This window comes from Candidatus Arsenophonus triatominarum (genome assembly GCF_001640365.1).
In the GTDB taxonomy this organism is placed as follows: domain Bacteria; phylum Pseudomonadota; class Gammaproteobacteria; order Enterobacterales; family Enterobacteriaceae; genus Arsenophonus; species Arsenophonus triatominarum.
On sequence record NZ_LWMI01000016.1, the window covers coordinates 542,495 to 554,927 of the forward strand.

Consider the following 12,433-nt stretch of genomic DNA (forward strand, 5'->3'; position numbering starts at 1 on the left):
TCCTGATAAAGAAAAATTATTCTGGTCACTGACAGAAAAAGGATTACAGTTTGGCAAAAACCTAACAGACCCAAATCATCCTCGTCAGACTCAGCCTCATTTTTATGATAACCAATTTCATAGATTGTTAGGTCTCATGATGAACGGAATTGCAGCATAATAAACCATTGACGAAAAAAGAAATCATGCGCTATATTCTATATCAGGTGCTGAACACACCTTCAACGAGCGGATATCCGCACCCGACAGTTTAGCGGTTTTTTTACGTCCATAGATTATGGTCGGGTAGTGAACAGAATATACAAAACCCTGAAAAGGGGAAAACTGTTGGCCGTCTCGTTGCGGTGTTCAAGTACCCGACCGCCCATCTGAACAGTGGGTTTTAATAAATCAACGAGGACATAAAAATGACCACTCCAAAACTATCCATTGATGCTTCAACGGCATCTCCAAACGTATACATTAATAATGGTAAAACAGTAACAACATCAATTGCTATTGCTGAATACTTCCAAAAAACTCACGACAACGTACTCAAGAAAATTCGATCAACAATTTCTGAATGTGATGATGAGTATCATGTCGTTAATTTTAACGAGATGTTCTTAGAGATCGAAGTTGCAAATGGAGCACTACGAAAAACTCCCTACTACGAACTTACCCGAGATGCATTCGTTTTGATCGCGATGGGCTTCACGGGTAAAAAAGCTTTAAAATGGAAAATAAACTACATCAATACCTTTAATCGCATGGAAGCTGAATTACACAATTCTATCGCTGTAACCGGAGCAACAAATAAAGTTCTTCTCACCTTACTTCCAAATGGTAAAGTAGATAGCGCAAGAGTCATTCATGACAATGAATATGTTGCATCACTAGAGTCATTGTTTGAAATTGGCCGTCGCGCGGGTTATATGATTATTCATAAAGATGAATTAATCAAAAAACTATCAGAATAGCTTAATTTTCCTCGAGCACGTCTCCGTTTCAAACGGAAGCGTGCACCACATTAATAAATACCAATATTCATTCATCAATTAACTTTGAGGGATATCCTTATGTCAAATTTAATCAACATCGAAACAAAAAACATCAATGGTGAATTAATCCAGACTGTTAATACCCGTGATTTACATTCATTTTTGGAAAGCAAGCAGGAGTTTGCTAATTGGATAAAAGACCGCATCCAACAATACGGTTTTATTGAACATCAGGACTTTTTGATAAATTTATCAAAAACCCCAAATGGCGGTCGTCCAGCAAAGGAATACCACATCTCCCTCGATATGGCGAAAGAACTATCCATGGTTGAACGCAACGAAAAAGGGAAACAGGCCAGACAGTACTTCATTGAATGCGAAAGACGAATTTTACAATCACAATTACCCAATAACCCAACAACTTTAGGCTTACCTAATTTCATTGACCCTGCTGAATCTGCAATTGCATGGGCTGAGCAGCATAAAAAAGTTCAACTGTTAGGGGTACAGGTTCAACAGCTTGAAACCGAAATCGATAGCCTAAAAAACCTGTTTCAGATTGGTATGACACCTGTTCAATTCTGCAAGCAGCTTAATGGCGTAAATATTAACCAGGTCAACCTTTTTCTGGAATCGCGTCATTTTCTCTACGATGCAGAAAAGGATATCAGCAAGGCTCATGTCTGGCGTGTTCATTCTTATGCGAGAGATACCTATCTAACCGAATCACCCTTCATCATGACAAACGATTACGGGAAACACCAGTGTTATAAAATCGTTCTGCTAAAAAAGGGGGCTTCATGGCTATATAACCAATACCTCAAAAGTAAGCTACCGATGAAGAAAGACTGGAACGGCGAATTCACTCACGACAAATATAGTCAGGTGGCATAAGGGGTAACGATGAACAAAGACAACATCCTGCTAGCGCTGGCAAGACAGGCAGCAAAGTTAGCGATTGATACCCAACGACAAGATATATGGCTAATCGCTTTATCACTGCAACTAAAAGCTTATGGAAAAAATCATCATGCCCCTTAAATCTGAAAAGGCGAAAAAACGCCATCTTAAAGAAAAAATTATCACTCTGCTACTGGATTCGTCCTTTTCACAAAATGAAATCGAGTTATTAGTCGCGGAGATTAAAACCAGAAAAAACAGGATGCTATTTCAGTTCGAGGAGGTCAAATGAACCCTTACGCCATGCAAGATTACTGGTACGAACAACAGCAAGAAATTGCTTATTGGGAAGACAGGCTGGACGACGAAATCAGCGAACTTGTCCAGCCTATTTATGACTGCCTACCTTCCTCAGTGATGCGAAAACTCAGTATTGAGGATTTTGACGATATCTGGAAGGCGCTGTTTAACCATTTCAAAAATGAGAACATCCATCAGTACAAAGCACTTCGAGCACCTAAGAGGAAATATCTATGAGCGAAACACAACATACCGAAAAAGAGAGAAGTTTTCAACAACAGGTTTGGGAAACGCTGTCGGTGATTAATGTTAACGATAAAGTTGAAAAGAAAAACGGCCTTTCTTATCTCTCATGGGCTTGGGCATGGGGCGTATTAATGGCACATTATCCAGAATCCTACTATGTCATTGATGCCATTAGCTATAACAATGATGGCAGTGCGATGGTGTCGTTAACACTCACGGTTAAACAAGGAAATAATGAGTTTCCCCGAAAAATGTGGTTACCCGTTATGGATTACCGGAATCAGGCTATTTCTAACCCTAATGCCGTTGATATCAATAAAACGCTCATGCGCTGTCTCACCAAGGCTATTTCAATGTTTGGATTAGGATTTTATATCTATGCCGGAGAAGACTTGCCTGAACAGGAAAAAATTGTAATACAGAAAGAAGCCGCACAACAAAAAGCCCGTTACGAACAATTAATCCAGGAATTAGAAACATCAGCAAAAGGCGGTATTGAATCAATGAAATCCCATTGGCTGAAATTAACACCAGAAGAGACGGATATCATTGGCGAAGAAAATAAAATGGCTATTTATCGCAATATTGCAATGAAAAACGAGGCTAATCATGAAGCAGAAAACGGACGAATGGTTTCAGGCAAGACTTGGGAAAGTCACCGCCAGCAATTTACACAAGGTGTTATCCAAAGGCAGGGGAACAACGCAACGAAACTACCTCATGCAATTAGTTTGTGAAACCCTTACCGGACGACGAGAAGAAATTAAAACCAATCAGGCCATTGAACGGGGCATTGCCCTTGAACCACAAGCTAGAGCGCGATATTGCCTCAATGAGTTTGATGTCACGGTCACCGAAGTGGGCTTTATCCCCCACCCGTCTATTGCGCTATTTGGGGCAAGTCCTGATGGTTTGGTTAATGATGATGGACTTTGTAGTAGCTCAGACTTAATCTGACAGTTACCGGTTATTTATACAGTACCTGTCAGGTTAAATTTGATTTAAATCTTTCTCTCTCCAAAGTTGTTTTCCATCGTGTAAAGTTGCCATAGGAGTTCGACCGCAACACATTTTTCCTTGATGAGTGCGTTGGTTATTATATTCCGCTAACCATTTATCTAAATCAGCTTGTAATTCATTTAAAGCCCTATAGATTTTCTTACGAAAAGCCACCTGATAGAACTCTTGTAATACAGTTTTATGAAAGCGTTCACAAATCCCATTAGTTTGAGGTGAACGAGCTTTAGTTTTTGTATGATCAATATCATTGATAGCGAGATAAAGTTGATAATCGTGATGTTCAACTTTACCACAATACTCACTGCCTCTGTCCGTCAGTATACGTAACACCGGTAACCCATGCTGGGAATAAAAAGGGAGAACCTTGTCATTTAATAAATCTGCCGCCGTTATCGCGCTTTTTGTTGTGTAAAGCTTACAATGAACGACTTTACTGTAAGTATCAATGTAAGTTTGTTGATAAACACGACCAACGCCTTTTAAATGACCGACATAAAAAGTATCTTGTGAACCCAGATAACCTGGATGCGCTGTTTCAATCTCACCACAGGCTTCATCATCTTGCGCTTTCTTTTCTAGAGCACTGATTTGTGATTCTGACAGGATAATTCCTTCTGTTGCGATTTTATCTTCAAGCGCTTTTAGGCGTTTTGTAAAATTTTCGAGATTATGGCGCAGCCAAATAGAGCGAACGCCACTCCCCGAAACAAAAATGCCTTTTTTTCTTAGTTCATTACTACTGCGGTGTTGACCGTGTGCAGGGTATTCAATCGCATACTCGACTACAGCGCTTTCAATCTGTTCATCTACTCTATTTTTTACGTTAGGCACCCGTCGATTTTGATTAATTAAAGCGTCTATCCCACCATCGTTAACAAGTTCCTGGTAGCGATAAAACGTATCTCGGGATACCCCCATAATCTTACAGGCTTTTGAGACGTTATTAAGCTCTTCAGCGAGGTTAAGTAACCCGACTTTATGTTTGGTGATAGGATTATTTGTTTGATACATAGAATTACCTTTTATTTAATTATCTAATGATGTTAATTAAAACCGGTAACGCTCTTTTTTAAATCAGAATTGTCGGATTAAGTTAAGACTAATACAAATAATTTAGAATACAACCATTGGAGGTCACTATGACCACTTTAACTTTCCGTAACTATACTTTTTCACCTATAACTCATCATTGTAAAATTTGGTTAACTTCGGCTCAACTTGCTAAGGCTCTCGAATATGCGGATCCAAAAGCGGTAACAGGTCTATACAACAATAATAAAGATGAATTTACTGTTTGCATGTCTAAGGTGGTCGATTCAACCACCTTAGGAAAATCCCGTAACAAGACTCGCATTTTCTCCCTACGAGGTGCTCATCTTGTTGCAATGTTCGCCCGTACTCCAGTAGCCAAAGAATTCAGAAAATGGGTGCTCGATATATTAGACAAGGAAGTTGACAATCCTCAACCCAGACCCGAAGCAACCGAATTTCTAACCGACAACGATACTCGCAATTTGGCTCATCTTGTCTGGAGCATGGCGAATGGATTTAGATTTGAGAGAGCATGGACGCAAGGTATCTGGTATGCGCTACGTCATGCGACAGGAATCGCATCGCCTCAACATTTCGAAGTTAATCAAATCGCAATAATTGCAGAAGAATGCCGCCGGATTTACGGCATGACTAACACGCTCAAATCAGCTATTTTTGATGCTGAAAAACAAGTTATCCGTCGTTTACTTCGTCATAAAGACGATGTCGAGACCGTACTTCGTGAAATGCAGCAACTGTTAGAATCCAGCACTCACGAACACGATAGCGTCATGACTCAATCCCTTGAAAGATGGCAACAGGCGAACGTCAATCGCTTCCTCCAACGTAACTAAATAATCCTAACGCCCCTTTTTACAGGGGTAATCATTCATCAATTTAACTATTGAGAGATACCTTTATGTCAAATTTAATAAACATCGAAACAAAAAACATCAATGGTGAATTAATCCAGACCGTCAATGCGCGTGATCTACATGCGTTTTTGGAAATTACCACGCGATTTAATGATTGGATAAACAGACGTATAACAGAATATAGTTTTGAAGAGAATATTGACTATATTATTGTTGAAAATTTGAGCTACTCAAATTTGAGTAGTGCAAAATCTCGACAACGGCCTATGAAAGACTACTGCATCAGTATCGACATGGCGAAAGAGTTATCCATGGTTGAGCGCAACGAAAAAGGGAAACAGGCAAGACTTTACTTTATTGAATGTGAAAGAAAAGCATTAGAAGCCGTTAGTCCGGTTAAGATATTAAATGACCCATCAGCGATGAGAGGATTGTTGCTTAATTACACCGAAAAAGTTATTGCGCTTGAACACAAAGTCGATGAGATGAAACCGCAAGTTGAAGCACTAAAACGAATCAGCTATTCAGAAGGCTCGCTTTGTATTACTGATGCGGCAAAATCACTCCAAATGAAACCCAAAGCACTTTTTTCATGGTTACAAGGACATGATTGGATTTATCGGCGTGTTGGTGGAAAAAGTTGGGTTGGCTATCAGGATAAAATCAAGCAGGATTTAATCGAGCACAAAGTGACTGTCGTTGCTAGAAATGACGGTTCGGAGAAGTTAACTGAACAGGTAAGAATTACGCCAAAAGGACTTGGAAAATTATCCATTCTTATTAGTCAATAATGCTAATAAAATGTATTAGTCTTAACTTAATCCGACAATTCTGATTTAAAAAAGAGCGTTACCGGTTTTAATTAACATCATTAGATAATTAAATAAAAGGTAATTCTATGTATCAAACAAATAATCCTATCATCAAACATAAAGTCGGGTTACTTAACCTCGCTGAAGAGCTTAATAACGTCTCAAAAGCCTGTAAGATTATGGGGGTATCCCGAGATACGTTTTATCGCTACCAGGAACTTGTTAACGATGGTGGGATAGACGCTTTAATTAATCAAAATCGACGGGTGCCTAACGTAAAAAATAGAGTAGATGAACAGATTGAAAGCGCTGTAGTCGAGTATGCGATTGAATACCCTGCACACGGTCAACACCGCAGTAGTAATGAACTAAGAAAAAAAGGCATTTTTGTTTCGGGGAGTGGCGTTCGCTCTATTTGGCTGCGCCATAATCTCGAAAATTTTACAAAACGCCTAAAAGCGCTTGAAGATAAAATCGCAACAGAAGGAATTATCCTGTCAGAATCACAAATCAGTGCTCTAGAAAAGAAAGCGCAAGATGATGAAGCCTGTGGTGAGATTGAAACAGCGCATCCAGGTTATCTGGGTTCACAAGATACTTTTTATGTCGGTCATTTAAAAGGCGTTGGTCGTGTTTATCAACAAACTTACATTGATACTTACAGTAAAGTCGTTCATTGTAAGCTTTACACAACAAAAAGCGCGATAACGGCGGCAGATTTATTAAATGACAAGGTTCTCCCTTTTTATTCCCAGCATGGGTTACCGGTGTTACGTATACTGACGGACAGAGGCAGTGAGTATTGTGGTAAAGTTGAACATCACGATTATCAACTTTATCTCGCTATCAATGATATTGATCATACAAAAACTAAAGCTCGTTCACCTCAAACTAATGGGATTTGTGAACGCTTTCATAAAACTGTATTACAAGAGTTCTATCAGGTGGCTTTTCGTAAGAAAATCTATAGGGCTTTAAATGAATTACAAGCTGATTTAGATAAATGGTTAGCGGAATATAATAACCAACGCACTCATCAAGGAAAAATGTGTTGCGGTCGAACTCCTATGGCAACTTTACACGATGGAAAACAACTTTGGCGAGAGAAAGATTTAAATCAAATTTAACCTGACAGGTACTGTATAAATAACCGGTAACTGTCAGATTAAGTCTGAGCTACTACAGCCTGTGTTGCGTTTAAATCAATCAGATACTCTCGACAAAAGGCTTCCTGTTTATCTGTGAGAGTCATAATAGCTACCTTACTTAATGTTTATTTTTAGCCGCACTCTTCGCCCATCGTTTAGCCTGATTGAGACAATCCGCTATCATCTTTCCTCGTCTGCTAGCTGGCTGTTTGCGGTAATACCGGATAGCTTCACTTGTGGCTAAGCTAGCGACAGAAGAAGAAAAGCCGAGCTTGATTAACTCGGCCTTAACATTGGCTTCGATGAATTGCTCAGGAGTCATCCTTCTAACCTCATGCTCCCACCAATTAAATCAAGGGGGATTTGAGATAACTCCATTACTGTTTTTTCAGCTTTTTTAAGAATGGGTAAATCATCTTGACGCTTACGTAATCGACGACCAGCATCCGAAGAGTCTTTATCAGACTCTTTTCTGGCTGTAGCAACAATATTTTGTAATTGCTCAATAGTAAAAGCTAATCCTTTATTTTCTTCCAACTCCGTCATGTAGTCATAGATTTTAGCCTGCAACTCATAGCTGTAGCTCATTGCCATTAGACAGGCTTCACGTTTTGGAAATCGGTAAATTTTTCGAATAGACTGGGCACCGTTTCCAGTGGTGAAAATATCATCAGCTAAAAATTTAGCAGATGTTTCTCCAAGAACTTTGGGTACTTTTGCCATAAAATTATTGTGCTGTAATTTACGATATTTTTTGCAAGGAAACGTTAATGCTTCTGCTTCCGCTTTTGATTTCCGGTCAGCATTAATGTAATCCACCATTTCCAGACTGGTCATTGTTGGCATTTCTGTTACTAAAAAATTGTCATTTTTAGTTGTTACTAATTTCATCGTACTTTTCCTTATAGAAAATCGAACCTGCGCGCACAGAACAGCCGCCCACAGAAAAGCACCATTTTAAACGGCGTTCTTCAGGCTCGACTTTCTATAAGGTTCTGTGTTTTATTGATGCGCGTGCGTGGCGCTGAGATTGTTAAGATTTGAACGTGCCAATGACCGATTCAGTGACACTGTGTTTTGATGTACTGCTGTAGATATTCCGTCTGCTTTTCGTTCTCAGCTATCATCGCTCTGAGACGGAAATAATCTTCTCGAGCTGCCTTACTAAGTTGTGGGGTGGCTTCATTATGTCGGCTCTGGGTGGTAGCGGTTTTGGGTATTGGACACACGGCATTGACGTGCAACTGCTTAGTGCCAGCACGAACAGCATCATTGAGCTTAGCAATTTCAGCTTTGGCATTATTTAATTTCTCCGTGTGTTGAATATCGAGTTGGTGCAAAGAATCAATCTTTTGCTGCTGTAATTTCACGGCTTCAATTTGTGCGCGATATTGCTGTTTTAACGTTTGGTAATCTTGCTTGACGATTTGGTAACGAAAGTTGATGAAAATGAGTGATAAAATCAATGCAGCAACAATCACTACGATAAATGTGTAAGGTCGCCATAACATATTACGCTCTCAATTTCCCGACGGGTAATTAGCCCTTTCCAAACTTCGCCTTTCACATAAACCCACCGCTTCATCTCATCACATGCCCCTTTTCGGTCATTGTCGTTGAGCTTTTTGAGCAAGGTCGATTTGGCAAAATTGCCCACGCCCACGTTATAAGCAAATGAGTAAAGGGCTGCCTGTGTTAGCGTGTTGATATTGACCTTAATCAACGGGTCAACATAACGTTTAACGGCTTTTAAATCGTCATTAAGCCACTTATCGCAGTCTTCTTGCGTGTACATCCGGTTACGCACAATATCCTTGCCTGTATGACCATAACAAACAGAGAGTACACCACCTCCATCGAAGTAAGGTTTAAATTTTAATCCTTCAAAATGCGTTATCATCGTTGAGGCTAAAAACAACGCACTACCGCCCGTTGCCATCAATATTTTTTTCGGTATCTTCATACTGACGTTCCTTGAGTCTGTACTCCTTTTTGCGGTAGTACACGTTGATAAAAAATGTCCCTATCGTGCAGACAATACCCATCACAGCTACCCACTGCTCAAGGGTAAAAAAATCAAAAATCGTTGTCATGACTCCCCCGATGGTGGTCATGATGCCCCACAGATAGGCGGCAGGTGTTGAGTATTTTTCAGACATGCGCATATACCCTACCTTTGAGGGTTCCATTGCTTTAAATTAAACAGGGGAGCCAACCGCCTTACCCGTTTATGTTTAATGGCTTGTGAGTATTGCGGTGGCGTAAACGAAAAACCCCACGCTTTCACATGGGGCTATGCACTACTGCCTTAATTTGTAGTAGCTCAGACTTGATCTGACAGTTGCCGGTTATTTATACAGTACCTGTCAGGTTAAATTTGATTTAAATCTTTCTCTCGCCAAAGTTGTTTTCCATCGTGTAAAGTTGCCATAGGAGTTCGACCGCAACACATTTTTCCTTGATGAGTGCGTTGGTTATTATATTCCGCTAACCATTTATCTAAATCAGCTTGTAATTCATTTAAAGCCCTATAGATTTTCTTACGAAAAGCCACCTGATAGAACTCTTGTAATACAGTTTTATGAAAGCGTTCACAAATCCCATTAGTTTGAGGTGAACGAGCTTTAGTTTTTGTATGATCAATATCATTGATAGCGAGATAAAGTTGATAATCGTGATGTTCAACTTTACCACAATACTCACTGCCTCTGTCCGTCAGTATACGTAACACCGGTAACCCATGCTGGGAATAAAAAGGGAGAACCTTGTCATTTAATAAATCTGCCGCCGTTATCGCGCTTTTTGTTGTGTAAAGCTTACAATGAACGACTTTACTGTAAGTATCAATGTAAGTTTGTTGATAAACACGACCAACGCCTTTTAAATGACCGACATAAAAAGTATCTTGTGAACCCAGATAACCTGGATGCGCTGTTTCAATCTCACCACAGGCTTCATCATCTTGCGCTTTCTTTTCTAGAGCACTGATTTGTGATTCTGACAGGATAATTCCTTCTGTTGCGATTTTATCTTCAAGCGCTTTTAGGCGTTTTGTAAAATTTTCGAGATTATGGCGCAGCCAAATAGAGCGAACGCCACTCCCCGAAACAAAAATGCCTTTTTTTCTTAGTTCATTACTACTGCGGTGTTGACCGTGTGCAGGGTATTCAATCGCATACTCGACTACAGCGCTTTCAATCTGTTCATCTACTCTATTTTTTACGTTAGGCACCCGTCGATTTTGATTAATTAAAGCGTCTATCCCACCATCGTTAACAAGTTCCTGGTAGCGATAAAACGTATCTCGGGATACCCCCATAATCTTACAGGCTTTTGAGACGTTATTAAGCTCTTCAGCGAGGTTAAGTAACCCGACTTTATGTTTGATGATAGGATTATTTGCTTGATACATAGAATTACCTTTTATTTAATTATCTAATGATGTTAATTAAAACCGGTAACGCTCTTTTTTAAATCAGAATTGTCGGATTAAGTTAAGACTAATACACTTAATTACCTTATATGTACCCTACGAGCTTATAAAAAGTAGTGCGTTAACAAGATATAATTATTAAGTCAATGAAACAACAAAAAACCCCACAAAAGTGGGGTTCTAATATATGTTTAAGCGCTAACTCAATAGCTATGCGCTACTGTAACATATAATACTGTACGGATGTACGGACAGTCAAGCATTTTACTGAGGATTTGATCAGTATTTAACGTCGCTGTAAAAATTGCTGTATCTCTGCTTGTTGCCAGCGTGTTAATGTATCGGTCAAAACAAGAGTATGCTCCTGATTACTCTCTTCAAGCAATTGTTTCATTTCAGCTAATACCTTGTCTGCATCCTCACGTTTGCGGAGTACTCGCCTTACGGCCTGTTTCTCAGCCTCATAAATCGCTTCTTTAACGCCATTGGTGAAGTTATAAATCTTTTCGCATTCTTTTGCGATTATCGGTATCTGGTTAACTTCAAAATTTTGTGGTGACTCTACCCCTGTTGCATGACGTAAAGCATACCAGATACCTTGCGTCCACGAACGCTCAAATCGGAAGCCGTTAGCCATCGTCCAGATAAGACGAGAAAGATGTGACGTGTCATCTGCGGTTAATAGTTCTCTCGCTTCTGGATGGTGTTTAGGTGTATTAAATGTTCTTTCTGCATGAAAATAGTAATCTTCTAATTGCTCGAAGATTTCCCATGCTTGATCAGTTTCAAGCATTTTAGCATGTCTTGCGGCTCCACGTTCTGTCCAAAGCATGAGGCTACGAACATTAGGTGCAATTTTCACAGAGTTACTTTGGGTAACCTTGTGCTTAAATTCTCGTAATTCCGGCCCTTCCAATTTGAAATAGTGTTTTCCTTCAACAAATCTATCTGAATTACGTGAATGATTAACTTTGATATTATTTGTTTCTGTACCATAAAGCCAAGCCAAAAGTTCAGTTGTCACAACTGGAACCTCATTATGAGTTATGGTTGGGATAGTTTCTACGGTGATTTGAGTAGCCATATTCGGCCTCCACATTAGTTTAGTCAAAATACGCCAGTTAATAGTGGCGATCGGGTGTTAACTGAGCCTAATGTGAAGCTCTGGGCATATTCCCCTTTTGGGTTTTGTATTACGCCTCTCCACCCGATCATTATCTGGATGCAATTACGCCGTATAACAGGCGTAAAAAAGCCGCATGGTTATCGGGTGCGGTTTGCCGCACATTAGTTCAGTACGGTCAGCATACGATAGTCTATACGGTGTTGTCAATTTGTTGCTTTAAGGAGTGTGTGAACAGTGCCAGCTATGTAGGATTCAGCCCTACCCATGTAAGCGGTGATATAGTCAGGTCTTTTCTTCCAGTTTTTAGCTATCATCCGACATGAAATATGATGCTGATAATGTAAACAAATAATGTTATATCCATCGATATCATATTTTTTTAATCCGGCTACTGCTTTATCAACTATTTCGCCTTCCTCATCGCTTAGCCAGGGTCTGTCATCATCGAATTTAACAGGAGCAATGGTAGACATACCTTTGTATTCGGTTCCAATTCGGCTCATGCTCCAGTTTCCCCATCCTTCGAGTAAATCTTTTACGTGCCTACTCATCTCCCCTCCG

General features: G+C 39.8%; 18 protein-coding genes and 1 pseudogene. 9 read left to right on the forward strand and 10 right to left on the reverse strand.

Annotated elements, in window-relative coordinates; translation table 11 throughout:
* Positions 1-407: 407 nt before the first annotated feature.
* The 6 genes from AYJ55_RS17140 to AYJ55_RS26700 all read left to right on the forward strand — a co-directional run bounded on the left by AYJ55_RS17140 (position 408) and on the right by AYJ55_RS26700 (position 3,383).
* Entirely contained in the window at positions 408-959 is a 552-nt protein-coding gene (locus AYJ55_RS17140) for a Rha family transcriptional regulator (protein ID WP_063657382.1), read from the forward strand.
* 99 nt (positions 960-1,058) lie between these two features.
* Positions 1,059-1,874 (forward strand): antA/AntB antirepressor family protein, encoded by an 816-nt coding sequence (locus AYJ55_RS32110; RefSeq protein WP_074168127.1) that lies wholly within the window; start codon positions 1,059-1,061, stop codon positions 1,872-1,874.
* A 9-nt stretch (positions 1,875-1,883) separates the two neighbouring features.
* Positions 1,884-2,021 (forward strand): hypothetical protein, encoded by a 138-nt coding sequence (locus tag AYJ55_RS30970; RefSeq protein ID WP_187153132.1) that lies wholly within the window; start codon positions 1,884-1,886, stop codon positions 2,019-2,021.
* Positions 2,022-2,168: 147 nt separating this feature from the next.
* Complete coding sequence (locus AYJ55_RS17150) at positions 2,169-2,417, forward strand: hypothetical protein (protein ID WP_063657383.1); 249 nt, start codon at positions 2,169-2,171, stop codon at positions 2,415-2,417.
* On the forward strand, positions 2,414-3,163 hold the full coding sequence (locus tag AYJ55_RS33490) for a Sak single strand annealing protein (RefSeq protein WP_063653613.1): 750 nt from the start codon (positions 2,414-2,416) through the stop codon (positions 3,161-3,163). The genes AYJ55_RS17150 and AYJ55_RS33490 overlap by 4 nt, the downstream gene beginning before the upstream one ends.
* On the forward strand, positions 3,105-3,383 hold the full coding sequence (locus AYJ55_RS26700) for a YqaJ viral recombinase family protein (protein ID WP_245677402.1): 279 nt from the start codon (positions 3,105-3,107) through the stop codon (positions 3,381-3,383). The genes AYJ55_RS33490 and AYJ55_RS26700 overlap by 59 nt, the downstream gene beginning before the upstream one ends.
* A gap of 33 nt (positions 3,384-3,416) precedes the next feature.
* Here AYJ55_RS26700 and AYJ55_RS17165 read toward each other — a convergent pair whose 3' ends face one another.
* Positions 3,417-4,457: an IS481 family transposase gene (locus AYJ55_RS17165; RefSeq protein ID WP_063657385.1), complete on the reverse strand. Its 1,041-nt coding sequence runs from the start codon at positions 4,455-4,457 to the stop codon at positions 3,417-3,419.
* 128 nt (positions 4,458-4,585) lie between these two features.
* Here AYJ55_RS17165 and AYJ55_RS17170 point away from each other — a divergent pair, with 128 nt between their 5' ends.
* The 3 genes from AYJ55_RS17170 (at position 4,586) to AYJ55_RS17180 (ending at position 7,292) form a co-directional block, all read left to right on the forward strand.
* Positions 4,586-5,332, forward strand: coding sequence for a BRO-N domain-containing protein (locus tag AYJ55_RS17170; RefSeq protein ID WP_063657386.1), 747 nt, complete (start codon positions 4,586-4,588; stop codon positions 5,330-5,332).
* Between the two features lie 65 nt (positions 5,333-5,397).
* Complete coding sequence (locus tag AYJ55_RS17175) at positions 5,398-6,144, forward strand: phage antirepressor KilAC domain-containing protein (protein WP_063657387.1); 747 nt, start codon at positions 5,398-5,400, stop codon at positions 6,142-6,144.
* A 107-nt stretch (positions 6,145-6,251) separates the two neighbouring features.
* Positions 6,252-7,292: an IS481 family transposase gene (locus AYJ55_RS17180; RefSeq protein WP_063654070.1), complete on the forward strand. Its 1,041-nt coding sequence runs from the start codon at positions 6,252-6,254 to the stop codon at positions 7,290-7,292.
* Positions 7,293-7,342: 50 nt separating this feature from the next.
* Here the strand turns inward: AYJ55_RS17180 and AYJ55_RS26705 are convergent.
* From AYJ55_RS26705 to AYJ55_RS17220, 9 genes and pseudogenes are all read right to left on the reverse strand, one after another.
* Positions 7,343-7,417 (reverse strand): annotated as a pseudogene (locus AYJ55_RS26705) (terminase small subunit); the annotation flags it as partial.
* A 14-nt stretch (positions 7,418-7,431) separates the two neighbouring features.
* The gene (locus tag AYJ55_RS17185) at positions 7,432-7,635 is read right to left on the reverse strand and encodes a hypothetical protein (protein WP_063653409.1); all 204 of its coding nucleotides are present in this window, start codon (positions 7,633-7,635) and stop codon (positions 7,432-7,434) included.
* Positions 7,632-8,204, reverse strand: coding sequence for a hypothetical protein (locus tag AYJ55_RS17190; protein ID WP_063655217.1), 573 nt, complete (start codon positions 8,202-8,204; stop codon positions 7,632-7,634). Before AYJ55_RS17190 ends, AYJ55_RS17185 begins: the two co-directional genes overlap by 4 nt.
* A gap of 170 nt (positions 8,205-8,374) precedes the next feature.
* Positions 8,375-8,824: a lysis protein gene (locus tag AYJ55_RS17195; RefSeq protein WP_063657173.1), complete on the reverse strand. Its 450-nt coding sequence runs from the start codon at positions 8,822-8,824 to the stop codon at positions 8,375-8,377.
* On the reverse strand, positions 8,794-9,276 hold the full coding sequence (locus tag AYJ55_RS17200) for a lysozyme (protein WP_063657174.1): 483 nt from the start codon (positions 9,274-9,276) through the stop codon (positions 8,794-8,796). The genes AYJ55_RS17195 and AYJ55_RS17200 overlap by 31 nt, the downstream gene beginning before the upstream one ends.
* Positions 9,236-9,472 (reverse strand): phage holin family protein, encoded by a 237-nt coding sequence (locus tag AYJ55_RS17205; RefSeq protein WP_245677403.1) that lies wholly within the window; start codon positions 9,470-9,472, stop codon positions 9,236-9,238. The genes AYJ55_RS17200 and AYJ55_RS17205 overlap by 41 nt, the downstream gene beginning before the upstream one ends.
* 212 nt (positions 9,473-9,684) lie before the next feature.
* Positions 9,685-10,725 carry an IS481 family transposase gene (locus AYJ55_RS17210; RefSeq protein ID WP_063656566.1) on the reverse strand — a complete coding sequence of 347 codons (1,041 nt, stop codon included), beginning with the start codon at positions 10,723-10,725 and terminating at the stop codon, positions 9,685-9,687.
* 307 nt (positions 10,726-11,032) lie between these two features.
* Positions 11,033-11,830 (reverse strand): ORF6N domain-containing protein, encoded by a 798-nt coding sequence (locus AYJ55_RS33500; RefSeq protein WP_245677404.1) that lies wholly within the window; start codon positions 11,828-11,830, stop codon positions 11,033-11,035.
* Positions 11,831-12,075: 245 nt separating this feature from the next.
* The gene (locus AYJ55_RS17220; protein ID WP_063653572.1) at positions 12,076-12,423 is read right to left on the reverse strand and encodes an antiterminator Q family protein; all 348 of its coding nucleotides are present in this window, start codon (positions 12,421-12,423) and stop codon (positions 12,076-12,078) included.
* Positions 12,424-12,433 lie beyond the last annotated feature (10 nt).